Here is a 25,823-nt window from a genome sequence, read left to right on the forward strand (position 1 = left end):
ACATGAGCAAAATGCGTATTGCCTTTATCGGTGCCGGCAACATGGCAGCCAGCCTGATCGGCGGCCTGCGGGCCAAGGGTCTGGAAGCCGCACAGATCCGCGCCAGCGATCCGGGCGAAGAAACCCGCGCCCGCGTGAGCGCTGAACATGGCATCGAAACCTTCGCCGACAACACCCAGGCCATTGATGGCGCCGACGTCGTTGTCCTGGCGGTCAAACCCCAGGCGATGAAAGCCGTTTGCGAAGCCATTCGCCCAAGCCTCAAGCCCAATCAACTGGTGGTTTCGATTGCCGCGGGCATCACCTGCGCCAGCATGAACAACTGGCTCGGCGCCCAGCCGATCGTGCGCTGCATGCCCAACACCCCGGCGCTGGTGCGTCAGGGCGCGAGCGGCCTGTTCGCAACAGCCGAGGTGACAGCCGAACAGCGTCAGCAGGCCCAGGAACTGCTGTCCGCCGTCGGCATCGCCCTGTGGCTGAATGAAGAGCAGCAACTGGACGCCGTCACCGCCGTTTCCGGCTCGGGCCCGGCGTATTTCTTCCTGTTGATCGAGGCCATGACCGCCGCCGGTGTGAAACTCGGCCTGCCGGCGGACATCGCCGCGCAACTGACCTTGCAAACCGCCTTGGGCGCCGCCCACATGGCGGTCTCCAGCGACGTCGACGCCGCCGAGTTGCGCCGCCGTGTCACCTCGCCTGCGGGCACCACGGAAGCTGCAATCAAGTCGTTCCAGGCCAATGGCTTTGAAGCCCTGGTCGAACAAGCACTCAGTGCTGCCGCGCATCGCTCGGCCGAGATGGCTGAGCAACTCGGTCGCTAATCAGCTCTTACAAAGGAATCAACGATGCTTGGACTCAATGACGCTGCCATTTTCATCATTAAAACCCTTGGCAGCCTGTACCTGCTGATCGTACTGATGCGCTTCATCCTGCAACTGGTTCGGGCGAATTTCTACAACCCGCTCTGCCAGTTCATCGTCAAGGCCACGCAACCACTGCTCAAGCCTCTGCGCCGGGTCATCCCGAGCATGTTCGGGCTGGACATGTCGTCACTGGTACTGGCGCTGATCGTGCAGATAGTGCTGATGGCGGTTATCCTGCTGCTCAAAGGCTTCGAGGTCGACTTGCTGCTGTTGGTGCCTTGGGCTCTGATCGCCCTTTTCTCGCTGTTTTTGAATGTTCTGTTCTACGCGATGATCATCAGTGTGATTCTGTCCTGGGTTGCACCGGGCAGCCATAACCCTGGCGCAGAACTGGTCGCTCAGATCACTGAGCCGGTCCTTGCACCGTTCCGCCGGATCATCCCTAACCTGGGTGGTCTCGACATCTCGCCGATCTTCGCGTTCATTGTGATCCAGTTGCTGCAAAGCTGGCTGATCCCGCGCCTTGCGTACTTTGCCTTCATGCCGCAGGGGCTGCTCGGCCTGATCTGATGAGCTACTTTCGTTGGGACGGTGACGACCTGATTCTGGAGTGTCACCTGCAACCGGCAGCCCGCAGTGATGATTTTTGCGGGCTGCACGGCGATCGCCTGAAGATTCGCCTGACCGCGCCGCCAGTCGAGGGCAAGGCCAACGCCTATCTGATGGCGTTTCTGGCCAAGGCCTTTGGCGTGTCCAAGAGCCAGGTCAGCCTGATCAGTGGTGAGTTGAACCGGCAGAAACGGGTGCGGATCTGTTCACCGAAGAAGCTGCCGGATTTGCCCGGACTGGAACGCTGAACCTACTGTAGGAGCTGGCTTGCCAGCGAAGGCGGCGTGACTGACACACCGTGACATCTGGTTCGCCGGCAAGCCGGCTCCTACAGTGGGCAAGGGTTAGCTTGCTGCTAGGGGCAGCGATCTTTAGACTTACGCCTCATTTCAATGAGAGCAGGGTCGATGCCAGCTGCCTTTCCCCCCGATTCTGTTGGTCTGGTGACGCCGCAAGTGGCGCACTTCAGCGAACCCCTGGCGTTGGCCTGCGGACGTTCGCTCCCGGCCTATGACCTGATTTACGAAACCTACGGCACGCTCAACGCCACGGCGAGCAACGCCGTGCTGATCTGCCATGCCCTGTCCGGTCACCACCACGCCGCCGGTTACCACAGCGCCGACGACCGCAAGCCCGGTTGGTGGGACAGTTGCATCGGCCCCGGCAAGCCGATCGACACCAGCAAGTTCTTCGTGGTCAGCCTGAACAACCTCGGCGGCTGCAACGGTTCCACCGGCCCGAGCAGCATCAACCCGGACACCGGCAAGCCGTTCGGCGCCGACTTCCCGGTGTTGACCGTCGAAGATTGGGTGCACAGCCAGGCGCGCCTGGCGGATCGCCTCGGTATCGCCCAGTTCGCGGCCGTGATCGGCGGCAGCCTCGGCGGCATGCAGGCGATGCAATGGAGCATCACCTACCCAGACCGCATCCGTCACTGCCTGGCCATCGCCTCGGCACCCAAGCTGTCGGCACAGAACATCGCGTTCAACGAAGTGGCGCGCCAGGCGATTCTCACCGACCCGGAATTCCACGGCGGTTCGTTCCAGGAACACAACGTGATCCCCAAGCGCGGCCTGATGCTGGCGCGGATGGTCGGGCACATCACCTACCTGTCCGACGACTCCATGGGCGAAAAATTCGGCCGAGGGCTGAAGAGCGAAAAGCTCAACTACGACTTCCACAGCGTCGAGTTCCAGGTTGAAAGCTACCTGCGCTATCAGGGCGAAGAGTTCTCCGGACGCTTCGATGCCAATACGTATCTGTTGATGACCAAAGCGCTCGATTACTTCGATCCGGCGGCGAACTTCGACGATAACCTGGCAAAAACCTTTGAAGGTGCCAAGGCCAAGTTCTGCGTGATGTCGTTCACCACCGACTGGCGCTTCTCTCCTGCCCGCTCGCGGGAACTGGTGGACGCGCTGATGGCCGCGCGCAAGGACGTCTGCTACCTCGAGATCGACGCACCGCAAGGCCACGACGCCTTCCTGATTCCGATCCCGCGCTACCTGCAGGCATTCGGCAATTACATGAACCGCATTACGTTGTGAGAAAGCCATGAGAGCTGATCTGGAAATCATCCAGGAATGGATCCCCGCCGGCAGCCGCGTGCTCGACCTCGGGTGCGGCGATGGCGAACTGCTGACCTGGCTGCGCGATAACAAGCAAGTCACCGGTTATGGCCTGGAAAACGACGCCGACAACATCGCCGAGTGCGTGGCCAAGGGCATCAACGTCATCGAACAGGACCTGGACAAGGGCCTGGGTAACTTTGCCAGCAACAGTTTCGACATCGTGGTCATGACCCAGGCGCTGCAAGCTGTGCACTACCCGGACAAGATCCTCGAGGAAATGCTGCGCGTGGGCCGGCAGTGCATCATCACTTTCCCGAATTTCGGTCACTGGCGCTGCCGCTGGTACCTGGCGAGCAAGGGCCGCATGCCGGTTTCCGAGTTCCTGCCCTACACCTGGTACAACACGCCGAACATTCACTTCTGCACCTTCGCGGACTTTGAAGCCTTGTGTCGCGAACGTGAAGCGAAGGTCATTGATCGGCTTGCCGTGGATCAACAGCATCGGCACGGGTGGGCCAGTAAGCTATGGCCTAATCTGTTAGGTGAGATCGGAATCTACCGGGTCAGCAGCCCGGGACTTTCCGACCACAAGGTCGCAGTCTGATCCACCCTATTTCAAGGAGAACGATCATGGGTCGTCTAGCGTTGTTTCTACTCACTGCCTGCCTGAGCGTCACCGCCATGGCCGCTGACGCCATCAAAGGCGAGCGCCAGGAAACCTTCGGCGACGTGACAGTGCACTACAACACCTTCAACTCCACCTATCTGACACCGGACATTGCCAAGTCCGCCGAACTGATCCGCAGCAAGAATCAGGGCGTGATCAACATTTCGGTCCTCAAGGAAGGCAAGCCACAGATGGCCCAGGTGAGCGGCTCGATCAAAGACCTGACCAGCCAGACCGTGCCACTGCAGTTCAAACAGATCACCGAACAAGGCGCGATCTACTACATTGCGCAATATCCAGTGGATCAGCAGGAAGTCCGCACCTTCGACATCAAGGTGCAGACCGGCGACAAGATCAACACCATCAATTTCAACCAAGAGCTCTTCCCCGGCCAATGATCAACTTCACGCAGCTCGTATTGGCCAGCCATAACGCCGGCAAACTCAAGGAACTCCAGGCCATGCTCGGCGAGTCGGTGCATCTGCGCTCGATTGGCGAGTTCAGCAGCGTCGAGCCTGAAGAAACCGGCCTGTCGTTCGTCGAAAACGCCATCCTGAAGGCCCGCAATGCCGCGCGCATTTCCGGCCTGCCGGCGCTGGCCGACGATTCCGGGCTGGCGGTGGATTTCCTGGGCGGCGCGCCAGGCATCTACTCGGCGCGTTATGCCGACGGCAAGGGCGATGCGGCGAACAACGCCAAGTTGCTCGACGTGTTGAAAGACGTACCCGAAGCCGAACGTGGCGCGCAGTTCGTATGCGTGCTGGCCTTGGTGCGCCACGCCGATGATCCGCTGCCGATCCTCTGTGAAGGTTTGTGGCACGGGCGAATCCTGACCCAGGCCAGCGGCGAACATGGTTTTGGCTACGATCCGCTGTTCTGGGTGCCTGAGCGTGATTGCTCCAGCGCCGAACTTAGCCCAAGCGACAAGAACCAGATCAGCCACCGCGCCCGTGCAATGGATCTGCTGCGCCAGCGTCTGGGCTTGAAATGACCCGTGAATCATCCGCGTCGCCGCTGATCTTCGGCGGCGATGCACAATCGCCTCGGGCAGCCCTGTCTGTGCTGCCGCCGCTGGCGCTGTATATCCATATCCCGTGGTGCGTGCGCAAATGCCCTTATTGCGACTTCAACTCCCACACCGCCAGCCCCGTGCTGCCGGAAGAAGAGTACGTCGACGCCTTGCTGGCCGATCTCGATCAGGACCTGCACGCCGTTTATGGTCGTGAGCTGAGCTCGATTTTCTTTGGTGGCGGCACACCAAGCCTGTTCAGCGCTGATTCGCTGGGTCGCTTGCTCAAAGGCGTCGAACAACGCATCCCGTTTGCCAGCGACATCGAAATCACGCTGGAAGCCAATCCGGGGACGTTCGAGCAAGACAAGTTCGTGGCTTACCGGAAACTGGGGATCAATCGCCTGTCGATCGGCATCCAGAGCTTTCAGCAAGAAAAGCTCGAGGCCCTGGGGCGGATCCACAACGGCGACGAAGCCGTACGTGCCGCCGGCATGGCGCGGCAGGCCGGGTTCGACAACTTCAACCTGGACTTGATGCATGGCTTGCCGAATCAGTCCCTGGACGATGCCCTGGCGGACCTGCGCACAGCCATCGCCCTGAAACCGACACACCTGTCGTGGTATCAACTGACCCTGGAACCGAACACGGTGTTCTGGAACCAGCCGCCGACGCTGCCGGAAGACGACACGCTCTGGGACATCCAGGAAGCCGGACAAGCGCTGCTGGCTGAACATGGTTACGCGCAATACGAAGTCTCGGCCTACGCCCTGCCCGGTCGCCCGGCGCGCCACAACCTCAATTACTGGAGTTTTGGCGACTTCATTGGCATCGGCGCCGGCGCCCATGGCAAGCTCAGCCATCCGGACGGGCGCATCATTCGCACCTGGAAGACCCGCCTGCCGAAGGATTACCTGAATCCGGCCAAGAGCTTCCTGGCTGGCGAGAAAGCGCTGGGCAACGATGAAATGCCGTTCGAATTCCTGATGAACGCGCTGCGCCTGACTGAAGGCGTCGAATCGCGGCTGTACCCGGAACGTACCGGCATGACGCTGGAAAGCCTTGCTGAAGGCCGCCGTGAAGCCGAACAAAGCGGCCTGTTGCAGGTCGAACCGTCACGTCTGGTAGCCACGATGCGCGGACAACTCTTCCTCAACGACTTGCTGCAGAAATTTCTGACATAAGGAAATCGAATGGATTTGGTACTCGACCTGCTTGCCACCGTGTCTCGCTGGAGCCGCAGCAACCTCTCGGAAATCGCCTTGGCCCTGGTGGGCTGTCTGCTGGTGCTGTTTGGTGCGGATTTCAAAGGCTGGGTCGAGCAGCGTCTGGGCAGTATCGCCGGCGCGTTGCGCGTGCCACTGATGTCCCTGCTGTGCATGATCGGCAGCGGTGCGGCGCTGATCTACGCCACGCCATGGGTCGTGCGCGGCTTGAGCCAGTTCAACAACTACAGCCTGGCGCCGGTGTTGCTGGTGGTGCTGGTGTTGATTGGCGTCGTGGCTGACCGCCGCTGATCCCAAATACGCCACAAAACCACTGTAGGAGCGAGCTTGCTAGCGATGATCGTTAACGAAAACGCGGGGCATCTGAAGCCCCGCGTTGTTCTGTAGTTTTTCGCGAGCAATCGAGCGTCGACCGGCTGCTCCTACGACTGCTTCTCGAACTTCAAATCCCACACGCCATGCCCAAGACGTTCGCCACGGCGTTCGAACTTGGTGATCGGCCGCTCGGCCGGGCGCGGAACGCACTTGCCGTCTTCAGCGAGGTTGCGGTAGCCCGGCGCGACGCTCATCACTTCCAGCATGTATTCGGCGTACGGTTCCCAGTCGGTGGCCATGTGCAGAATGCCACCGACCTTCAACTTGCTGCGCACCAACTCGGCGAAGGACGCCTGAACGATACGGCGCTTGTGGTGACGGCTCTTGTGCCACGGATCCGGGAAGAACAGCATCAGGCGATCGAGGCTGTTATCGGCCACACAGCGGTTGAGCACTTCGATGGCATCGCAATCGTAGACCCGCAGGTTGGTCAGGCCTTGCGTCAGCACGCCATTGAGCAGCGCGCCGACACCCGGACGGTGCACCTCGACGCCGATGAAATCCTGATCCGGTGAAGCCGCTGCCATTTCCAGCAGCGAATGGCCCATACCGAAACCGATTTCCAGCGAGCGCGGTGCCGAGCGACCGAACACCTGGTCGAAATCCACCGGCGCGTCTGCCAGCGGCAGCACGAACAGCGGAGTGCCCTGCTCCAGGCCCTTTTGCTGGCCTTCGGTCATGCGCCCGGCGCGCATCACGAAGCTCTTGATGCGGCGGTGTTGGCGCTCGTCGCCTTCTTCCGTCTGGATTGGCGTGTCGTTCGATTCAGTCATCAATGGCTCTTACTTGATCAGACCATCCAGCGGCGAAGAGGCGCTGGCATAGAGTTTTTTCGGCATGCGGCCGGCGAGGTAAGCCAGGCGGCCTGCGACGATCGCATGTTTCATGGCTTCAGCCATCATGACCGGCTGCTGGGCGTGGGCAATGGCCGAGTTCATCAGCACTGCATCACAGCCCAGCTCCATGGCGATGGTGGCGTCGGACGCAGTACCGACACCGGCATCCACCAGCACCGGAATCTTGGCTTCTTCCAGGATGATTTGCAGATTGTACGGGTTGCAGATCCCCAGGCCCGAACCGATCAGACCAGCCAGCGGCATGACGGCGATGCAGCCGATTTCCGCCAGTTGCCGGGCGATGATCGGGTCATCGCTGGTGTAGACCATCACGTCGAAGCCTTCCTTGACCAGCGTTTCGGCGGCCTTGAGGGTTTCAATCACGTTGGGGAACAGGGTTTTCTGGTCGGCCAGCACTTCCAGCTTCACCAGGTTGTGGCCATCGAGCAGCTCACGGGCCAGGCGGCAGGTGCGCACGGCTTCGATGGCGTCGTAGCAACCGGCGGTGTTCGGCAGGAAGGTGTAGCGATCCGGCGACAGCACTTCGAGCAGGTTCGGCTCGCCCTCGATCTGGCCAAGGTTGGTGCGGCGCACGGCGAAAGTGACGATCTCGGCACCCGAGGCTTCGATGGCCAGGCGGGTTTCTTCCATGTCACGGTACTTGCCGGTACCGACCAGCAAACGCGACTGGTAAGTACGACCGGCCAGGACGAAAGGCTTGTCGCTGCGAACGATGCTCATGGGAAATCCTCTGTAGGGGTGAGGTACTTGCAGAATTCTGTGGCCACGCGGCCGAGGCTACTAGCCGCCGCCGATGGCGTGCACCACTTCGACGTTGTCGCCGTCGTTCAACGCGGTGTCTGCATGCTGACTGCGCGGGACGATATCCAGATTGAGTTCCACCGCCACCCGGCGTCCGGCCAGGTCCAGACGGTTCAGCAGGGCCGCAACGGTTTCACCGTCGGGCAGTTCAAAGGATTCGCCGTTCAACTGAATGCGCATGCCGGATGCCGCCATCATTTTTAGGGGCAGGCATTCTAGCCCGATCAGTCAGGCCGACCCAAGCCATTCGTCTTGAAACTCGATCCTGTAGGAGCTGCCGCAGGCTGCGATCTTTTGACTTTGATTTTCTAAGATCAAAAGATCGCAGCCTGCGGCAGCTCCTACAGGGTCAGCTCAACCGCCAGGCGGCGAGTCCGAGGCAAAACCAGCCCGCCAGGAAGGCCAGGCCACCGAACGGGGTGATGATGCCGAGCTTGCTGATGCCGGTCAGCGTCAAGATGTACAGGCTGCCGGAGAACAGCAGGATACCGATGGCAAACGACGCGCCGGCCCAGGTGATCAGGCGGCCGGGAATCTGCGTGGACAGGAATGCGACACCCAGTAATGCCAGGGTATGCACCAGTTGATAGGTGACGCCCGTGTGGAAAATCGCCATGTACTCGGCACTCAGGCGGTTTTTCAGGCCATGGGCGGCAAAGGCGCCGAGGCCGACACCGGTGAAACCGAAAAAAGCGGCCAGCATCAGAAAGCCACGCAGCATGCAGAACTCCAGTCAGTTTCGATCCAAAGGGTCTGTATAATGGCCCGCTCAACGGGTTCGGCCAAGCCATCTCTATGCTGCGTATCTATTTCCGTCATTTCACCAAGGCCGTGCTCTGGTTCATGGGTGGCAGCGTATTGCTGGTGCTGATCTTTCGCGTGGTGCCGCCACCGGGGACGACGCTGATGGTCGAGCGCAAGATCGAGTCCTGGTTCGATGGCGAACCCATCGACCTGCAACGGACCTGGAAACCCTGGGATGAGATCTCCGATGACCTGAAAGTCGCGGTGATTGCCGGCGAAGACCAGAAATTCCCGGAGCACTGGGGCTTCGATATCGGCGCGATTCAGGCGGCGTTTGCCCATAACGAGCGCGGCGGTTCGATCCGTGGCGCCAGCACCCTCAGTCAGCAAGTTTCGAAAAACCTGTTCCTGTGGTCTGGCCGCAGCTGGCTGCGCAAAGGCCTGGAAGCCTGGTTCACCGGATTGATCGAAGTGTTCTGGCCCAAGCAGCGAATTCTTGAGGTGTACCTCAACAGCGTCGAGTGGGATGACGGCGTGTTTGGCGCCGAAGCGGCGGCTCGGCATCACTTTGGCGTGAGTGCAAAAGGCCTCAGCCGTCAGCAGTCGAGCTTGCTGGCGGCCGTTCTGCCCAACCCGCGAGTATGGAGCGCGAGCCATCCGACCGCTTACGTGGCGCGACGTGCAGGCTGGATTCGGCGACAGATGAGTCAACTGGGTGGCGACAGCTATCTGGTGGGAATCAATGATTCGCGCCGGGCGCCCTGGTCCCAGTAATTCGGCATTACCCCTTGTAGGAGCGAGCTTGCTCGCGATGGTCGCGAACGATAATGCGCGTTTTCTGGTTAAACGCAGCGCTCTTGAGTCCATCGCGAGCAAGCTCGCTCCTACAGGGGGGTGTTGGACACAAACAAAAACACCCCGATCAATGACCGGGGTGTTTTTTTATTGCCTGCTCGCCGGTTACGCGGCGATCGACAACTTGAGCTTGTTCATCGCGCTTTTCTCGAGCTGACGAATACGCTCGGCCGACACGTTGTACTTCTGCGCCAGGTCGTGCAGCGTGGCTTTTTCTTCCGCCAGCCAGCGCTGGTAGAGGATGTCACGGCTGCGGTCGTCCAGCACTTCCAGCGCTTCGTGCAGGTTGTGGTTGGAGTTGTCGCTCCAGTCGGCATCTTCCAGTTGACGGGCCGGGTCGTACCGGTGGTCTTCCAGATAATTGGCCGGCGACTGGAATGCACTGTCGTCGTCCGCTTCGGCAGCCGGGTCGAAGGCCATGTCATGGCCGGTCAGGCGACTTTCCATCTCGCGCACTTCCCGAGGCTCTACACCGAGGCTTTCCGCTACGCGATGGACTTCCTCGTTGTTCAGCCAGGCCAGGCGTTTCTTCTGGCTGCGCAGGTTGAAGAACAGCTTGCGCTGGGCCTTGGTGGTCGCGACCTTCACGATGCGCCAGTTGCGCAGTATGAATTCGTGGATTTCCGCCTTGATCCAGTGCACGGCAAAGGACACCAGGCGCACGCCCATTTCCGGGTTGAAGCGTTTCACGGCCTTCATCAGGCCGACGTTGCCTTCCTGGATCAGGTCAGCCTGAGCCAGGCCGTAGCCGGAATAACTACGGGCGATATGTACGACAAAACGCAGGTGGGCGAGCACCATCTGCCGAGCCGCCCCCAAATCCTGCTCATAATAGAGACTCTCGGCCAGTTCACGCTCCTGCTCCGGCGACAGCAGTGGAATGCTGTTGACGGTGTGCACATAGGCCTCCAGGTTCGCACCCGGGACCAGAGCATATGCAGGTTGCAAAGAATTGGTCATACGAAAAAACCTCCGACTTACAAACTCGTGCAGTTCAGCACTGCGAAAATTGACCGGAAACCGAAAGACAAGTTCCCAAAACCTAAAAACGCTGAAAGGTCAATACGAGCAAAATGATACTACTTAGGCGCAAGCTCCCTCAGGTGGCGTGCGACTGCAATCCATGCACCGATATACCCCAACAGCACCGCGCCAAGCAAGAGAGACAGACCGTCGGCAACTGGCACTCCAGCCAGCGCAAAATCACTGCCGTACAAACCGGCCAGCCCCACCACCGCGTCGTTCAGCCAATCAAGGCCGAACGCCAGTACGCCCCAGGACAGAATCCCCGCACCGAAGCCATACAGTGCGCCCATATACAGAAAGGGCCTGCGTACATAGCTGTCAGTGCCGCCGACCAGTTTAATCACTTCTATCTCTATGCGGCGGTTTTCAATATGAAGACGAATGGTATTGCCTATCACCAAAAGTAATGCAGAAACCAGAAGCACGGTCAGACCGAAGACAAAACGGTCACCCAGCTTGAGGATGGCTGCCAGACGCTCGACCCAGACTAAATCAAGTTGCGCCTGTTGTACCTTCGGCAGCTCGGATAGTTTTTGTCTTAATGCTTCAAGAGCCGGCTTGTCGACTTCGTTCGGCGTCACCAGCACCACGCCTGGCAGCGGGTTCTCCGGCAACTCCTTGAGCGCCTCGCCCAGCCCGGACTGTTGCTGGAACTCTTCCAGCGCCTGCTCCCGGCCAACGTATTCGGCATCGGCCACGCCAGGCATGCCCTTGATCTGATCGCGCAGCGATTCACCTTCCGCCGGCTTGGCCTCAAGGTCCAGATACAGGGAAATCTGCGCCGCGCGCTGCCAGGAACCGCCCAGACGCTCGACGTTACTTAGCAAAAGTGACAGGCCCATGGGCAAGCTCAGGGCCACCGCCATCACCATGCAGGTGAAAAAACTGCCGATGGGCTGCTTGCCCAGGCGGCGCAGGCTGTCCACCAGACTGGCGCGATGGCTTTCGATCCAGGCACGGAACAACGTGGCGAAGTCCGGCCCGTCGTCATCATCGCGTTTTTTCTTTTGCGGCTGCGGATCGGCGGCCTTCGGAGCCACACGCTCGGAAACCTTGGGGCTACGTGTTGCACTCATACGGCCGCCTCCCCGTCACCGATCAATCGACCGCGTTGCAGCGTCAGCATGCGATGGCGCATGCGGGCGATCAGGGCCAGGTCGTGACTGGCGATCAGCACGCTGGTACCCAGGCGATTGATGTCTTCGAACACACCCATGATCTCGGCGGCCAGACGCGGGTCGAGGTTACCGGTCGGCTCGTCCGCCAGCAGCAAGGCCGGACGGTGGACGATGGCGCGGGCGATGCCGACGCGCTGCTGCTGACCGGTGGACAGGTCGCCCGGGTACAGATCGGTTTTATCCGACAGTGCCACGCGCTCCAGTGCCGAGTCCACGCGCTTGGCGATCTCGGCCTTGGACAGGCCCAGGATCTGCAAAGGCAACGCGACGTTATTGAACACCGTGCGATCGAACAGCAACTGGTGATTCTGGAACACCACGCCGATCTGCCGACGCAAGAAAGGAATCTGTGCGTTGCTGATGGTGCTCAGGTCTTGCCCGGCGAGCAGCAGCTTGCCGCTGGTCGGGCGCTCCATCGCCAGCAACAGGCGCAACAGCGTGGATTTACCGGCACCGGAATGGCCGGTGACAAACAAGAACTCGCCACGACGGACTCGAAAGCTCAGCTCATGCAAGCCGACGTGACCGTTCGGGTAGCGCTTACCGACCTGTTCGAAACGAATCATGAACGCTCCCGCTCGGCAAACAATGCCTGGACAAAGGGTTCTGCTTCAAAGGTACGCAAATCGTCGATGCCTTCGCCGACGCCAATGTAGCGGATCGGCAGGCCGAATTGCTTGGCCAGGGCAAAAATCACCCCGCCCTTGGCGGTGCCGTCGAGCTTGGTCAGCGCCAGGCCGGTCAGTTCGACGGTCTGGTTGAATTGTTTGGCCTGGTTGATGGCATTCTGGCCAGTGCCGGCATCAAGCACCAACAGCACTTCGTGAGGTGCGTCGGCGTCGAGCTTGCCGATCACCCGGCGAACCTTTTTCAGCTCTTCCATCAGATTGTCTTTGGTGTGCAGGCGACCGGCGGTGTCGGCGATCAGGACATCGATGCCACGAGCCTTGGCGGCCTGCACGGCGTCGAAGATCACCGAAGCCGAGTCGGCGCCAGTGTGCTGCGCGATCACCGGGATCTTGTTGCGCTCACCCCAGACTTGCAATTGCTCCACCGCCGCCGCGCGGAAGGTATCGCCGGCGGCGAGCATGACTTTCTTGCCTTCCAGCTGCAGTTTCTTCGCCAGCTTGCCGATAGTGGTGGTCTTGCCGGCACCGTTGACGCCGACGACCAGAATCACGAACGGCTTGTTCTGCGAGGTGACTTTCAGCGGCTGCTCGACAGGCTTGAGCATGGCCGCCAGCTCGGCCTGCAGGGATTTGTACAGGGCATCGGCGTCGGCCAGCTCTTTGCGTGCGACCTTCTGCGTCAGACGCTGGATGATCACCGAAGTGGCTTCGACACCGACGTCGGCGGTCAGCAAGCGGGTTTCGAGGTCTTCCAGCAGTTCGTCATCGATGACCTTCTTGCCCAGAAACAGGCTGGCCATGCCTTCGCCGATACTGGCGCTGGTCTTGGACAGGCCCTGCTTGAGACGGGCGAAGAAACCGGCTTTGGTTTCTTCGGTGCGCACGGGTTCTACCGGGGTTTCGACGGGCACCGCGATCGGCTCAGGAATCGGAGCGGGTGCCGGTGCTTGAGCAACCGGAGCAACCGGAGCAACCGGAGCAACCGGAGCAACCGGAGCAACCGGAGCAACCGGAGCAACGAATACCGGAACCTCTGGCTGGCTGACAACGGGCACAGGCTCGGCCACGACGACCGGCTCAACAATCGGTTCGACCACAGGCGCATGAGCCGGTGCAGGCGTAAACGCTGCCGGAGCCGGAATCGGTGGTGTCACGTGAGGAGCCAGGTCATTTTCGACCAATGCCACGGGTTCTTCGGCTACCGGCAGGGTCAACCACGGTTCGGCTATCGGGGCCAGTGGCTGTTCGGTGACGATTTCGCTGACGGGTTCGGGAGCGGCTTCAACCTTGGGTTGCAGCAATGGCTCGGCAATCGGCAGAACAACCGGCGCGGGCGCTTCTTCTATTACCGGGACCGGCGTCGGCGCTGGTTCAGGAATGGCTTGTGGCTGTTCGACGACGGGTTCCTGCGGCTTTTTGCGCAGCCATCCGAACAGGCTTTTTTTCTCGCCAGCCGCAGCTGGGGTCTTCTTGTCGTCGTTGGAACCAAACATGGAGGACGGCTATCTCACGGTAGCGACGCGCCAATGGCGCCCCGGCAAATAAATATTCGATGCAGAACAGACTGCGATTGACCCAGCTTGTTCACGCGCAACATTTTGTCGAGGTGCTCAACGGCACCTCAAGCAATCGATTTCTCATAGGACTAAAGCAGCAAAATCGGCGAAAACGCGGAATTCAGTTGATAAATATCCACCTTCCGTCGCAAACCCATTCAACCTGATCAAGCATAAAGGCCTGATAGGCGTGGCCGCCGCTAAAACGGATCAGTATCCTAGCACCCTCTCGCCCGCTGACGCTAAGAACAAGCGGGCAGCCCCAAAGGTTTGAAAACGAATGAATGCTCTTGCCCGCCGCGCCGCTGGCCTGCTGCTCAGCACAGTTTGCCTGCCCCTTTCGGCCCTGGCTGCCGACCCGCAACCCACCCACGAATTCACCCTCGACAATGGCCTGAAGGTGGTCGTGCGTGAAGACCACCGAGCGCCCGTGGTGGTTTCCCAGATCTGGTACAAGGTCGGCTCCAGCTACGAGACGCCGGGTAATACCGGCCTGTCCCACGCGCTGGAACACATGATGTTCAAGGGCAGCGAGAAAGTCGGCCCCGGCGAAGCCTCGCTGATCCTGCGCGACCTCGGCGCCGAAGAGAATGCATTCACCAGCGACGACTTCACCGCGTACTACCAGGTGCTGGCCCGGGATCGCCTGGGTGTGGCCTTCGAACTGGAAGCCGACCGCATGGCCAGCCTGCGCCTGCCGCCCGACGAGTTTGCCAAGGAAATCGAGGTCATCAAGGAAGAGCGTCGCCTGCGCACCGACGACAAGCCGATGTCCAAGGCCTACGAGCGCTTCAAGGCCATGGCCTATCCGGCCAGCGGTTACCACACGCCGACCATCGGCTGGATGGCCGACCTTGAGCGGATGAAAGTCGAAGAGCTGCGCCACTGGTACGAAACCTGGTATGTGCCCAACAACGCCACGTTGGTGGTGGTTGGCGATGTCACCCCGGACGAAGTCAAAACCCTGGCCCAACGCTATTTCGGCCCGATCGCCAAGCGTGAAGTGCCCGCCGCGAAAAAACCGCTGGAACTGGCCGAACCGGGCGAGCGCCAGATCACCCTGCACGTGCAGACCCAACTGCCTAGCCTGATGCTGGCCTTCAACGTGCCGAGCATCGCCACCGCCGAAGACAAGCGTCTGGTCAATGCCCTGCGCCTGATCTCGGCACTGCTCGACGGCGGCTACAGCGGACGCATCCCGACGCAACTGGAGCGCGGAGAAGAACTGGTGTCCGGCGGCTCGTCGAGTTACGACGCCTACACCCGTGGCGACAGCCTCTTTACCCTGTCGGCATCGCCAAACTCGCAGAAGCACAAGACCATCGCCCAGGCACAAGCCGGTTTGTGGAAGCTGCTCGACCAACTGAAAACCACGGCGCCAACTGCTGAAGAGCTGGAACGGGTCCGCGCACAAGTCATCGCCGGCCTGGTCTTCGAGCGTGACTCGATCACCAGTCAGGCCACGGCCATCGGCCAACTGGAAACCGTCGGACTGTCATGGAAACTGATGGACACCGAACTGGCCGACCTGGAAAGCGTCACGCCGGAAGATATCCAGAAAGCCGCCAAGCTGTATTTCACCCGCGAACGTCTCAGCGTCGCCCATGTACTGCCTCTGGAGACGACTCATGAGTGAGCGTAAAACCTCCCGCCTGGCCCTGATCGGCCTGGTCGCCGTCGCCGTTATCGGCTCCGCCGCGTTCTATTTGTCGCGCCCTGGCGAAACCAATGCCAGCGAAGCCCTGGACAAGGCCAAGGCCAGCCAGAAACTGCAGTCGCTGACCGAGCTCAACGGCAAGGCACCGGACCACCGCAAGCTGGACGTGCAGACCTGGAACACCGCCGAAGGCACCAAGGTGCTGTTCGTCGAAGCCCATGAGTTGCCGATGTTCGACATGCGCCTGATCTTCGCCGCCGGCAGTAGCCAGGACGGCGACACACCGGGTGTGGCGGTGTTGACCAACGCCATGCTCAACGAAGGCGTGGCCGGCAAAGACGTCGGTGCCATTGCCCAGGGCTTCGAAGGCCTGGGTGCCGATTTCGGCAACGGCGCTTATAAGGACATGGCAATCGCTTCGCTGCGCAGCCTGAGTGCCAAGGACAAGCGCGAGCCGGCCCTGAAGCTGTTCGCCGAAGTCATCGGCAAGCCGACTTTCCCTGCCGATTCGCTGGCCCGCATCAAGAACCAGTTGCTTGCCGGTTTCGAGTACCAGAAACAGAACCCGGGCAAACTGGCGAGCCTGGAACTGATGAACCGCTTGTACGGTGATCACCCGTACGCACACGCCAGCGACGGCACGGCGAAAACCGTCCCGGCGATCACCGCGGCCCAACTGCGTGCTTTCCACGAGAAAGCCTACGCCGCCGGTAACGTGGTGATCGCGCTGGTCGGCGACCTGTCCCGTGCAGAAGCCGAAGCGATTGCCGCGCAGGTTTCCAGTGCCCTGCCCAAAGGCCCGGCCTTGCCGAAAATCGCGCAACCGGTCGAGCCCAAGGCCAGCGTCGGCCATATCGAGTTCCCGTCCAAGCAGACCAACCTGATGCTCGCGCAATTGGGCATCGACCGCGACGACCCGGACTACGCAGCGTTGTCCATGGGGAACCAGATTCTCGGTGGCGGCGGCTTCGGTACCCGCTTGATGAGCGAAGTGCGCGAGAAGCGTGGCCTGACTTACGGCGTGTATTCGGGCTTCACCCCGATGCAGGCGCGCGGCCCGTTCATGATCAACCTGCAGACCCGCGCCGAGATGAGCGAAGGCACCCTGAAACTGGTGCAGGATGTACTGGCCGACTACCTTGAAACCGGCCCGACCGAAAAAGAGCTCGACGACGCCAAGCGCGAGCTGGCCGGCAGTTTCCCGCTGTCCACCGCGAGCAACGCCGATATCGTCGGCCAACTGGGCGCCATCGGTTTCTACAACCTGCCGTTGAGTCATCTGGAAGATTTCATGCAACAGTCCCAGGCCTTGACCGTCGAGCAGGTCAAAGCCGCCATGAACAAACACCTGGGCACGGACAAAATGGTCATCGTCAGCGTTGGCCCGACCGTGCCGCAAAAGCCGTTACCGGCCCCTACTGACAAACCTTCCGAGCAACCGCTCGGGGTTCCGGAGCATTAATGGCAAGTCCAAAAAAACCCGCCAGAAACGTCCACAACGGCGTGAACCAGCTGCGCATCATTGGCGGCGAATGGCGCAGCCGCAAGCTGAGCTTCCCCGACGCCCCGGGCCTGCGCCCGACGCCGGATCGCGTGCGTGAAACCCTGTTCAACTGGCTCGCGCCTTACGTGCCGGGCGCCAAGGTGCTCGACCCGTTCACCGGCAGTGGCGCGCTGTTCCTCGAAGCCCTGTCCCGTGGCGCAGCCATGGGTCAGGCGCTGGACGCCAGCAGTATCGCGGTGTCCAGCCTGAAAGAGCACCTGGGGACGTTGCGGTGCACCAACGGCCAGGTCCAGACCGCCGATGCCCTGCGCTACCTGGAAACCCAGACCGCGACGGCCTACGACCTGGTGTTCCTCGACCCGCCGTTCAACCAGAACCTGCTGCCCGCCGTTTGCAAGTTGCTCGAAGAGCGCCAATGGCTGGCCGAAGACGCCTGGGTGTACACCGAAAGCGAGTCGGCGCCGTCGACCCTGGGCCTGCCGGAGAACTGGCGCCTGCACCGGGAGCAGAAATCCGGACGCGTGTATTACTCGTTGTGGCAGCGCAGCGCCTGACATTTCAGCGAGACGACTGCCCCAGCCTGGTTGTGAGGTGCACTACATAGTTACCGCCTGACATCCTTACGGATCATCCACAGTGGCTTGCGCAATTACCTGCAAACCACTGAGGATGAACACGGATGAACATCTCCCGCAGCCTGTTTATGCTGCCCTTTATCGCCTGGCTACCGCTCATGGCCAGCGCGGCGACACCCCCAGCGACGCAAGACTTCGTACTGGACAACGGTCTCAAGGTTGTCGTGCGCGAGGACCATCGCTCACCCATTGTTACCGCCCAGCTCTGGATCAAGGTCGGTGCGAGCTACGAGCCGCCCGGCCAGTCGGGCCTGTCCCACGCCCTCGAACATATGGTCTACAAAGGCAGCAGCAAGGCCTGCGCCGCAGAGTTCGAGGCGATACTGGAGAAACTGGGCGCCAGTCAAAACGCATTTACCGGCACTGATTTCACAGTTTTTTACCAGACACTGCCTTCCGGCCGCACTGGCGTCGCGCTCGAAATACTGGCCGATCTGATGAGTACGGCCGAGCTGGATGCACAGGACTTCACACCGGAGCTCAAGGTCATTCAGGAGGAACGTCGGATGCGCGTTGATGATGACATCATCGCGCTGGCTCACGAACGACTGAATAGCATCGCCCACCCGGCCAGCGGCTACCGCACCCCGACGATCGGCTGGATGCACGATCTGCAACGCATGAACGCCGTGCAATTGCAGCAGTGGTATCAGGCCTGGTATTCGCCGGACAATGCGACGCTGGTGGTCGTTGGCGATGTTGCACCTGAGCGGATCAAGGCCTTGGCACAGCAGCACTTCGGCCATCTTGAGCGGCGCGCGATACCTGTAGCGCCTGCACCCGTCGAGCTGGCTTCTGCCGGTGAACGGTCACTGACCCTGCGCGCGCCGGTAGCGTCCCCGCGCCTGATCATGAGTTTCAACGCGCCCAGCCTGACCACGGCACCGGATCGTCGGACCGCCCATGCCCTGCGCCTGCTCGATATGTTACTGGCCGGGTCCAGTAGCGCGCGGATCAAACAGCAACTGCAACTGAGCGAGGCGATATTCACTGAGGCCGACTCAGAGTACGACGCCTTCAATCGCGGCGATTCGTTGTTGACCATCAGCACCCAGCTCAACCCGGACAAGCTCAATGACGCTGACGAAGCCCTCGCCCGTCTGTGGCAAGTGATCGAATCACTGAAGAGCAAGGCACCGGAACCGGCAGAACTTGCGCGCGCGAAAAACCTCCTGATCGCTAACTCGGTTTATGCGCAGGATGATCTGGAAGGGCAGGCCAACACCTTGGGCCTGCTGGAAACCATCGGCCTGGACTGGCGGCTGGCCGATCAGGATACGGATGAGCTGAACAAGGTCACTCCGCTGGATATTCAACAAGTCGCAAAGACTTACCTGACGCGTGAGCGCCTGAGTACCGCGAAAATCCTGCCGGAGAAAAACAATGGATAAGCTCAAAGGCCTCATCAATAGATTGATCCTGGCCGGCATGCTGTTGAGCGCACAGGCCCCTGCCGTTGCAACCACGGCGCCCCAGAAACCAGTGCTGCAATCGCTCAACGAACCACAGTCTCCGACGATCCACCGCGCGCTGTCGATCAAGGGTTACAAAACGCTCAGTGGAACGAAGATCCTGTTCATCCGCACCCCTGGCCTGCCGATGTTCGATGCCCTCGTGAGTTTTGCCGCAGGCAGCGCCCACACCCCGCATCAACCCGGCTTGGCCGCGGTCACCTATAGCCTTTTGAATGAGGGTGTGGCTGGCAAGGACATCAATGCCATACAGGCGACGTTCGATAATCTGGGTGCCCGGATGGGTATAGGTATCAGTCAGGACCGGACCTGGTTTTCCCTGCGTAGCCTGAGTGACGAATCACGGCGCACTCCAGCCCTGGAACTGTTTGCCCAGGTACTCGGCAAGCCGCTGTTGCCGCAAGAGTCCCTGCCTGCGGTGAAATCCCAATTGCAGTACTTTCTGGACCTCGAAGATCAGTCCCATGCCGCTCAAGCCCAGCAAGCGAACCTCGCTCAGCTGTTTCCGGAGCACGGTTATGCTCAGTCCCTCTACGGAACCCGGGCCGGGCTTGCCTCCATCACCCGCACCCAGGCGCAAGACTTTCATCGCGAGGCTTATTCCGCGGGCAATGCCCAGATCACACTGGTCGGTGACCTCACCGAGGAAGAAGCCCAGCGTATTGGTGCGCAGATATCCGCGGCCTTGCCCCTGGGACCGGCCACTGCCGCGATCCAGCCAGTGACAAGTCCAGCCGCTCCAGGTCTGCGGCGCGTTGAGCGACCATCGACCCAGGCTTACCTGCGCCTTGCCCAGCCAAGTGTCCTGCGAAACAGTCCGGACTACGTCGCGCTACAGATGGCCATGCGGATTTTCACCAACCGACTGACCAATGAATTGCGTGAACGCCGAGGCCTGACATACCACGTTGAAGCCGACCTTTCAGCCCTTCAGGCACAAGGATCGTTGACCATTGAATTGCAGACCCGACCAGAGCAGGCCGATGCCGTGCTGACCCATATCAAGACGATGTTCACCGACTTCCTCGCCCAAGGGCCGACCCAACAGGAACTCGCAGACATCCAACAGCAACTGACCGGTAGCGCGCCGTTGAACAGCGCTACCAATGCGCAGATCCTGAGACAGTTGTACGCCATCAGCGCTCACAATCTGCCACTGGACCTCGACTTTGCCACGCAAGCAGCCTTGAAGCTGAACCTTGTATCAATCAAAAACGCACTCAACCGGCATTACCACGCCGACCAATGGCGCGTTGTCATCCTGGGGCCGAAGACAGATCAACAACCGCTGCCGGCTCCAAGCGAAAGCACAACCAATTCCATGTGTCGCGCACCTGGCGAGATTGTGGCAAGTTAGACAGCCATGATGACGCGGTCGCGGCGCTGCCGCGCCGCGTCTTCGGGCAGACTCATGAACACTTCCACCGAGAATGACTGTGCAACCGCACCCCGCACTGGCCTCACCGCCGTTCTTTACCCCCGCCTTTGGCATCGGCAATCCGCACTTGCAAACCTTGTGGGGGCCTCTGTGGCGTAAAACCGTGCACATCGGCCGCGAACGCGAACGTCTTTGGCTTGAAGACGGCGATTTTCTCGATCTCGACTGGCACGGCCCGCACAGCGCCGATGCACCCTTGGTGCTCGTGTTGCACGGGCTCACCGGCTCCTCGAATTCGCCTTATGTCGCCGGCATGCAAAAAGCCTTGGGCGACCGAGGCTGGGCCAGCGTTGCGCTGAACTGGCGCGGCTGTTCGGGCGAACCCAACCTGTTGCCGCGCAGCTACCATTCCGGTGCCAGCGAAGACCTGGCCGAAACCATCAAACACTTGCGGGCCAAACGGCCTCTCGCTCCGCTGTATGCTGTCGGCTACTCATTGGGCGGCAATATCCTGCTCAAGCATTTGGGCGAAACCGGTAGCGACAGCGACTTGATGGGCGCCGTGGCGGTGTCGGTGCCGTTCCGCCTGGACCAGTGCGCCGACCGTATCGACCAGGGTTTCTCAAAGGTCTATCAGGCGCATTTCATGCGCGAGATGCTCGCCTACATCAAGAACAAACAGCGGCAGTTCCAGCATGACGGACACGAGGATGGCCTGGCCGCATTGGCCGCACTTGGCTCGCTGGAAAACATGCGCACGTTCTGGGATTTCGATGGCCGGGTTACCGCACCGCTGAACGGCTTTGTCGATGCCGAGGATTACTATCGCCGCGCATCGAGCCGCTACTTCCTCGGCGAAATTCGCACCCCGACCCTGATGATTCAGGCGGCCGACGACCCCTTCGTATTTCCCCACAGCCTGCCGCACGTCGATGAATTGTCCGCCTGTACGCAATTTGAACTGCAAGCCAAGGGCGGGCACGTCGGTTTCGTAGACGGCACGCTCAGGCAACCGGGTTACTACCTGGAACGGCGCATCCCCGAGTGGCTGGCCGCCGTGGCTCGCGAGTAAAGCCATGGTCAGCGATCAGGGCGAGTCGATTCATTTCTGGCAAACCGCGCCACTGGCCGGGGTCGAATTATTGTCCGCCCGCTACATCGATCATCGTTTCGCGCCCCATGTGCATGACGGCTATGTGATCGGCATGATCATGGCCGGCGCCCAGCGTTATCGTTATCGCGGTGCCGAACACTTGGCGGGCAGCGGCACGCTGGTGCTGATCAACCCCGATGAATTGCACACCGGTCATAAAGGTACCGAGGATGGCTGGCTTTACCGGGCGTTTTATCCGGACAGCGGACAGATAACCTCGCTGCTGGCCGAACTCGAATTGCCAACCCACCACTTGCCGGCCTTCGGTGCCACACTGTATCGCGATCAGGATCTGGTGAACGGTTTCTGCCAACTCCACCGCCTGCTGGAAAGCCCCGCCACGGCATTGCAGCAACAAACGGTCTGGCGCGAACTGGTGCTGTCGCTGTTGCAGCGTCATGCGGCGGTGCCCGATGCCGGCAAACCCGGCAAGGAACACCGGGCTGTGAGCCTGGCCAAGGAATTGCTGCAGGCGCAACTGGCAGCACCACCCTCACTGGAGGCGCTGGCGGCGGCGGTCAATCTCTCGCCATTCCATTTCGCCCGAGTGTTCCGCCGCGCCACCGGCATGCCGCCGCACACCTGGCTGATGCAACAGCGCATCGCCCGGGCGCGGACGTTGCTGCAACGTGGTTGTTTACCGCTGGAGGTCGCAATGCAACTTGGGTTTGCCGACCAGAGCCATCTGAGCCGGCAGTTCAAGCAAGTGTATGGGGTTGGGCCGGGGGCGTATCGCAGTGCAAAGCGGGGACTTGAGGCTTAACGAAGTCTCACAAACACCATCCACCCTGTGGGAGCGAGCTTGCTCGCGATGGCGGCTTAACAATCAGCATCAATACTGAATGTGATGGCCCCATCGCGAGCAAGCTCGCTCCCACAGGGTTTCGTGGTGCTCATTCGCCGGTGGTAATGCCCCGCGCAGGCTCGTTGATCCATTCGCTCCACGACCCGGCATACAACGAACCCAACGGATAACCGGCCAGGCACAACGCAAACAGGTTGTGGCACGCCGTCACGCCGGAACCGCAGTACGCCACCAAATCGGTCGGTGAACGATCACCCAGTTTCGCAGCGAAACGCTGCCTGAGCTGATCGGCCGGCAGGAAGCGCCCGTCACTGCCCAGGTTGTCGGTAAACGCCGCACACTGGGCGCCGGGAATGTGCCCGGCCACCGGATCGATCGGCTCCACTTCACCCTTGAAACGCGGCAGTGCGCGGGCATCGAGCAGGGTCAGTTCCGGCCGGGCGAGGCGCTTTTGCAACTGCTCGGCACTGATCAGCAACGCCGTGTCAGGACTGCCGGTGAAGGAACCACGGGTGATCGCCGGCGTATCCAGGCTCAACGGCAACCCCGCCGCATGCCAGGCCTTGAGCCCGCCATCGAGGATGAATACGCCATCGCGCTTGCCCAGCCATGCCAGCAACCACCAGGCCCGCGCCGCATAGGCACCCGGACCGTCGTCATACAGAACCACTTCGCTGTCGGCGTTGATACCCCAGGCTTGCAGGCGCTCGATCAGTTGCGCCGGTTCGGGTAACGGATGACGTCCGGTCACACCCTTGACCACGGCGCCACTCAGATCACGCTCAAGGTCGGCATAGCTCGAACCGGCAATGTGCCCTTCGGCATAGCTGCGCTGACCGTAATCCGGGTCTTCGAGGGCAAAACGACAATCCAGAATCACCAGCCCCGGCTGATCCTTTTTCAGGTCCAGTGCTTGCGGGGTGATCAGTTGCGCAATGGGCATAACAGGCTCCTGTGATTTTTATCGGACTTCGATCCTACGACACTTCCTCAAGCGCCTGGGCCAGGGGCACGTAAAACTCTTCGAACAAGGCATTGACCGCATCGCGGGCCTCATCCGTGACGAACCCGGCCTCCAGCACCAGCACCTGATACACCCCGCGTTTAATGGCCTGCTCGCTGAGGTGGCTGGAATTCTCCCGCGTGGTGCACAGGAAGCGCACCCAGGACGTGAGGATGATCCAGGCATTGAGGGTCAGGGATTCGATCTGCACCTTGTCCATCTTCAGGATGCCGGCGGCGACAAAACCTTCGTAGATCGCCGAACCCTGGATCAGGCAGCGCTGGGAGAAGCGTCGATAGCGGTCGGCCAGGTCCGGATCGCTGTCGAGCAAATGTTCGAGATCGCGATGCAGAAACCGGTAACGCCACATCGCCGCCAGCAGCTCCTTGAGATAGAAGCGTTTGTCTTCCACCGTGGCAGCACGGCCCTGGGGCGGGCGCAGGAAGCTGTCCACCAGGCTTTCGTACTCGCTGAACAGCACAGCGATGATCGCCTGCTTGTTAGGGAAGTGGTAGTACAGGTTGCCCGGGGAAATTTCCATGTGGGCAGCAATGTGGTTGGTACTGATGCTGCGCTCGCCCTGTTGATTGAACAGCTCCAGGCTGTTCTGCACGATGCGCTCGCTGGTTTTGATCCGTGGGGCCATGGCTTGAGCTTTAATTCAGAGTGCGTTGACGGGCATCTTAGATCTATCCGCGAGCGGATAAAACAAAGCTGTTTCAGGATGTCATTTAACTTTTTAGAGCATAGACTCTAAAAAATGCCTCATTACAATAAATCCGGAGCCGACCATGACTGCTGAAATTTCCTACCTGCAGAAACTACAGCAGCCGCTGGAAGAGCTTCAGGCCCTGTTCGACGCCCAGCGTGCCGCCTACGCCGCCAACCCGATGCCACCCGCCGCGCAGCGCCAACAATGGCTCAAGGCGCTGAAGGATTTGTTGAACAAGGAACGCCAGGCCCTGATCGATGCGATCAGCCAGGACTTCAGCCATCGCAGCGCCGATGAAACCCTGCTCGCCGAACTGATGCCCAGCCTGCACGGCATCCATTACGCCAGCAAACACCTCAAAGGCTGGATGAAAGCGTCGCGGCGCAAGGTCGGTGCCGCCTTCCAGCCGGCTTCGGCCAAAGTCGTTTACCAACCGCTGGGCGTGGTCGGGGTCATCGTGCCGTGGAACTACCCGCTGTACCTGGCCATCGGCCCGCTGGTCGGCGCGCTGTCGGCGGGCAATCGGGTGATGCTCAAGCTCAGTGAGTCGACCCCCGCGACCGGCCTGCTGATGAAGCAACTGCTGGCGCGAATCTTCCCCGAAGACCTGGTTTGCGTGGTCCTGGGTGAGGCTGATATGGGCGTGGCGTTTTCACGCCTGCCGTTCAATCACCTGCTGTTCACCGGCGCCACCAGCATCGGCAAACACGTCATGCGCGCCGCCGCGGAAAACCTGACCCCGGTAACCCTGGAACTGGGCGGCAAGTCCCCGGCCATTGTTTCCCGCGACGTGCCGCTCAAGGACGCCGCCGAGCGTATCGCCTTCGGCAAAACCTTGAACGCCGGCCAGACCTGTGTGGCCCCTGACTACGTACTGGTGCCGGAAGATCGCGTCGGAGGTTTCGTCGAAGCCTATCGCGCTGCCGTCCGCGGGTTTTATCCGACGCTGGCCGACAACCCGGACTACACCGCGATCATCAATGAGCGACAACTGGCGCGCCTAAACGGCTACGTCAGCGATGCCACCAGCAAGGGTGCGTTGCTGATGCCGCTGTTCGACCAGGGCCAGGGCCGACGCATGAGCCATAGCCTGCTGCTCAATGTCACTGACGAGATGACGGTGATGCAGGACGAGATCTTCGGGCCGCTGCTGCCGATCGTGCCGTACAAGGATCTGGACCAGGCATTTGCCTACATCAACCAGCGCCCACGCCCACTGGCGCTGTATTACTTCGGCTACGACAAGCGCGAACAACAGCGCGTTCTGCACGAAACACATTCCGGTGGCGTGTGCCTGAACGACACCCTGCTGCACGTCGCCCAGGACGACATGCCGTTCGGCGGCATCGGTGCCTCGGGCATGGGCCACTACCACGGCCATGAAGGGTTCCTGACCTTCAGCAAAGCCAAGGGCGTGTTGATCAAACAGCGGTTCAACGCTGCGAAACTGATTTACCCACCGTACGGCAAAACCATCCAGAAGCTGATCCAGAAGCTGTTCATCCGCTAACGATCGTCACCGTCGGGTAATAACAATA

28 protein-coding genes are annotated in these 25,823 nt (G+C 60.7%); 18 read left to right on the plus strand and 10 right to left on the minus strand.

All coding sequences use genetic code 11. From position 1 onward, the window contains the following. Positions 1 to 2: 2 nt before the first annotated feature. From proC to AC1DKH_RS02980, 9 genes are all read left to right on the plus strand, one after another. Positions 3 to 821: a pyrroline-5-carboxylate reductase gene (proC, locus tag AC1DKH_RS02940; protein WP_477762932.1), complete on the plus strand. Its 819-nt coding sequence runs from the start codon at positions 3 to 5 to the stop codon at positions 819 to 821. Positions 822 to 845: 24 nt separating this feature from the next. Beyond that, the gene (locus AC1DKH_RS02945) at positions 846 to 1,433 is read left to right on the plus strand and encodes a YggT family protein (protein WP_477752502.1); all 588 of its coding nucleotides are present in this window, start codon (positions 846 to 848) and stop codon (positions 1,431 to 1,433) included. After that, positions 1,433 to 1,720 carry a DUF167 domain-containing protein gene (locus AC1DKH_RS02950; protein WP_008019963.1) on the plus strand — a complete coding sequence of 96 codons (288 nt, stop codon included), beginning with the start codon at positions 1,433 to 1,435 and terminating at the stop codon, positions 1,718 to 1,720. Before AC1DKH_RS02945 ends, AC1DKH_RS02950 begins: the two co-directional genes overlap by 1 nt. 159 nt (positions 1,721 to 1,879) lie before the next feature. Beyond that, complete coding sequence (gene metX / locus AC1DKH_RS02955; RefSeq protein ID WP_008046479.1) at positions 1,880 to 3,019, plus strand: homoserine O-succinyltransferase MetX; 1,140 nt, start codon at positions 1,880 to 1,882, stop codon at positions 3,017 to 3,019. Between the two features lie 7 nt (positions 3,020 to 3,026). Continuing rightward, complete coding sequence (gene metW / locus AC1DKH_RS02960) at positions 3,027 to 3,647, plus strand: methionine biosynthesis protein MetW (RefSeq protein ID WP_007975398.1); 621 nt, start codon at positions 3,027 to 3,029, stop codon at positions 3,645 to 3,647. 26 nt (positions 3,648 to 3,673) lie between these two features. After that, a complete protein-coding gene (locus tag AC1DKH_RS02965) occupies positions 3,674 to 4,108 on the plus strand; it encodes a DUF4426 domain-containing protein (protein ID WP_477752503.1) in 435 nt (144 codons plus the stop codon). After that, positions 4,105 to 4,701: an RdgB/HAM1 family non-canonical purine NTP pyrophosphatase gene (gene rdgB / locus AC1DKH_RS02970; RefSeq protein WP_477752504.1), complete on the plus strand. Its 597-nt coding sequence runs from the start codon at positions 4,105 to 4,107 to the stop codon at positions 4,699 to 4,701. The genes AC1DKH_RS02965 and rdgB overlap by 4 nt, the downstream gene beginning before the upstream one ends. After that, positions 4,698 to 5,903: a radical SAM family heme chaperone HemW gene (gene hemW / locus AC1DKH_RS02975; RefSeq protein ID WP_477752505.1), complete on the plus strand. Its 1,206-nt coding sequence runs from the start codon at positions 4,698 to 4,700 to the stop codon at positions 5,901 to 5,903. The genes rdgB and hemW overlap by 4 nt, the downstream gene beginning before the upstream one ends. A gap of 9 nt (positions 5,904 to 5,912) precedes the next feature. Beyond that, the gene (locus tag AC1DKH_RS02980; RefSeq protein ID WP_007987827.1) at positions 5,913 to 6,236 is read left to right on the plus strand and encodes a DUF3392 domain-containing protein; all 324 of its coding nucleotides are present in this window, start codon (positions 5,913 to 5,915) and stop codon (positions 6,234 to 6,236) included. Between the two features lie 131 nt (positions 6,237 to 6,367). Here the strand turns inward: AC1DKH_RS02980 and trmB are convergent, their stop codons facing one another. The 4 genes from trmB to AC1DKH_RS03000 form a co-directional block, all read right to left on the minus strand. Further along, positions 6,368 to 7,093 (minus strand): tRNA (guanosine(46)-N7)-methyltransferase TrmB, encoded by a 726-nt coding sequence (trmB, locus tag AC1DKH_RS02985; protein ID WP_046039226.1) that lies wholly within the window; start codon positions 7,091 to 7,093, stop codon positions 6,368 to 6,370. A 9-nt stretch (positions 7,094 to 7,102) separates the two neighbouring features. After that, the gene (locus AC1DKH_RS02990; protein WP_007975390.1) at positions 7,103 to 7,897 is read right to left on the minus strand and encodes a thiazole synthase; all 795 of its coding nucleotides are present in this window, start codon (positions 7,895 to 7,897) and stop codon (positions 7,103 to 7,105) included. A gap of 60 nt (positions 7,898 to 7,957) precedes the next feature. Next, complete coding sequence (gene thiS, locus AC1DKH_RS02995) at positions 7,958 to 8,158, minus strand: sulfur carrier protein ThiS (RefSeq protein ID WP_477756878.1); 201 nt, start codon at positions 8,156 to 8,158, stop codon at positions 7,958 to 7,960. A gap of 169 nt (positions 8,159 to 8,327) precedes the next feature. Then, a complete protein-coding gene (locus AC1DKH_RS03000; protein ID WP_477753583.1) occupies positions 8,328 to 8,699 on the minus strand; it encodes a DUF423 domain-containing protein in 372 nt (123 codons plus the stop codon). Positions 8,700 to 8,773: 74 nt separating this feature from the next. Here AC1DKH_RS03000 and mtgA point away from each other — a divergent pair, with 74 nt between their 5' ends. Next, on the plus strand, positions 8,774 to 9,496 hold the full coding sequence (gene mtgA / locus AC1DKH_RS03005; protein WP_477797369.1) for a monofunctional biosynthetic peptidoglycan transglycosylase: 723 nt from the start codon (positions 8,774 to 8,776) through the stop codon (positions 9,494 to 9,496). A gap of 186 nt (positions 9,497 to 9,682) precedes the next feature. Here mtgA and rpoH read toward each other — a convergent pair whose 3' ends face one another. The 4 genes from rpoH to ftsY all read right to left on the minus strand — a co-directional run bounded on the left by rpoH (position 9,683) and on the right by ftsY (position 13,903). Continuing rightward, on the minus strand, positions 9,683 to 10,537 hold the full coding sequence (gene rpoH / locus AC1DKH_RS03010) for an RNA polymerase sigma factor RpoH (protein ID WP_007975386.1): 855 nt from the start codon (positions 10,535 to 10,537) through the stop codon (positions 9,683 to 9,685). A 119-nt stretch (positions 10,538 to 10,656) separates the two neighbouring features. Then, positions 10,657 to 11,679: a permease-like cell division protein FtsX gene (gene ftsX, locus AC1DKH_RS03015; protein ID WP_477753581.1), complete on the minus strand. Its 1,023-nt coding sequence runs from the start codon at positions 11,677 to 11,679 to the stop codon at positions 10,657 to 10,659. Further along, the gene (gene ftsE / locus AC1DKH_RS03020) at positions 11,676 to 12,347 is read right to left on the minus strand and encodes a cell division ATP-binding protein FtsE (protein ID WP_007975383.1); all 672 of its coding nucleotides are present in this window, start codon (positions 12,345 to 12,347) and stop codon (positions 11,676 to 11,678) included. Before ftsE ends, ftsX begins: the two co-directional genes overlap by 4 nt. Further along, positions 12,344 to 13,903, minus strand: coding sequence for a signal recognition particle-docking protein FtsY (ftsY, locus tag AC1DKH_RS03025; RefSeq protein WP_477797370.1), 1,560 nt, complete (start codon positions 13,901 to 13,903; stop codon positions 12,344 to 12,346). The genes ftsE and ftsY overlap by 4 nt, the downstream gene beginning before the upstream one ends. A gap of 343 nt (positions 13,904 to 14,246) precedes the next feature. Here ftsY and AC1DKH_RS03030 point away from each other — a divergent pair, with 343 nt between their 5' ends. The 7 genes from AC1DKH_RS03030 (at position 14,247) to AC1DKH_RS03060 (ending at position 22,528) form a co-directional block, all read left to right on the plus strand. Then, positions 14,247 to 15,602 carry a M16 family metallopeptidase gene (locus AC1DKH_RS03030; RefSeq protein ID WP_477797371.1) on the plus strand — a complete coding sequence of 452 codons (1,356 nt, stop codon included), beginning with the start codon at positions 14,247 to 14,249 and terminating at the stop codon, positions 15,600 to 15,602. Further along, positions 15,595 to 17,085 (plus strand): M16 family metallopeptidase, encoded by a 1,491-nt coding sequence (locus AC1DKH_RS03035; RefSeq protein ID WP_477797372.1) that lies wholly within the window; start codon positions 15,595 to 15,597, stop codon positions 17,083 to 17,085. Before AC1DKH_RS03030 ends, AC1DKH_RS03035 begins: the two co-directional genes overlap by 8 nt. Beyond that, a complete protein-coding gene (rsmD, locus tag AC1DKH_RS03040) occupies positions 17,085 to 17,681 on the plus strand; it encodes a 16S rRNA (guanine(966)-N(2))-methyltransferase RsmD (RefSeq protein WP_007987844.1) in 597 nt (198 codons plus the stop codon). Before AC1DKH_RS03035 ends, rsmD begins: the two co-directional genes overlap by 1 nt. A 125-nt stretch (positions 17,682 to 17,806) precedes the next feature. Beyond that, positions 17,807 to 19,153: a M16 family metallopeptidase gene (locus AC1DKH_RS03045; RefSeq protein ID WP_477797373.1), complete on the plus strand. Its 1,347-nt coding sequence runs from the start codon at positions 17,807 to 17,809 to the stop codon at positions 19,151 to 19,153. Continuing rightward, positions 19,146 to 20,591: a M16 family metallopeptidase gene (locus tag AC1DKH_RS03050; RefSeq protein WP_477797374.1), complete on the plus strand. Its 1,446-nt coding sequence runs from the start codon at positions 19,146 to 19,148 to the stop codon at positions 20,589 to 20,591. Before AC1DKH_RS03045 ends, AC1DKH_RS03050 begins: the two co-directional genes overlap by 8 nt. A gap of 73 nt (positions 20,592 to 20,664) precedes the next feature. Continuing rightward, the gene (locus AC1DKH_RS03055) at positions 20,665 to 21,684 is read left to right on the plus strand and encodes a hydrolase (protein ID WP_477797375.1); all 1,020 of its coding nucleotides are present in this window, start codon (positions 20,665 to 20,667) and stop codon (positions 21,682 to 21,684) included. A gap of 4 nt (positions 21,685 to 21,688) precedes the next feature. Further along, positions 21,689 to 22,528: an AraC family ligand binding domain-containing protein gene (locus AC1DKH_RS03060; RefSeq protein ID WP_477797376.1), complete on the plus strand. Its 840-nt coding sequence runs from the start codon at positions 21,689 to 21,691 to the stop codon at positions 22,526 to 22,528. Positions 22,529 to 22,658: 130 nt separating this feature from the next. On the opposite strand, the gene AC1DKH_RS03065 is transcribed toward AC1DKH_RS03060, so the two are convergent. Together AC1DKH_RS03065 and AC1DKH_RS03070 are read right to left on the minus strand one after the other, a co-directional pair. Beyond that, positions 22,659 to 23,513, minus strand: coding sequence for a sulfurtransferase (locus AC1DKH_RS03065; protein ID WP_477797377.1), 855 nt, complete (start codon positions 23,511 to 23,513; stop codon positions 22,659 to 22,661). Positions 23,514 to 23,547: 34 nt separating this feature from the next. Further along, entirely contained in the window at positions 23,548 to 24,219 is a 672-nt protein-coding gene (locus tag AC1DKH_RS03070; RefSeq protein ID WP_223546881.1) for a TetR/AcrR family transcriptional regulator, read from the minus strand. Between the two features lie 145 nt (positions 24,220 to 24,364). On the opposite strand from AC1DKH_RS03070, the gene AC1DKH_RS03075 reads away from it, so the two are divergent. Continuing rightward, positions 24,365 to 25,795, plus strand: coding sequence for a coniferyl aldehyde dehydrogenase (locus tag AC1DKH_RS03075; protein ID WP_477753571.1), 1,431 nt, complete (start codon positions 24,365 to 24,367; stop codon positions 25,793 to 25,795). Positions 25,796 to 25,823: the final 28 nt, after the last annotated feature.

It is taken from the genome of Pseudomonas sp. 05L36, assembly GCF_056398125.1.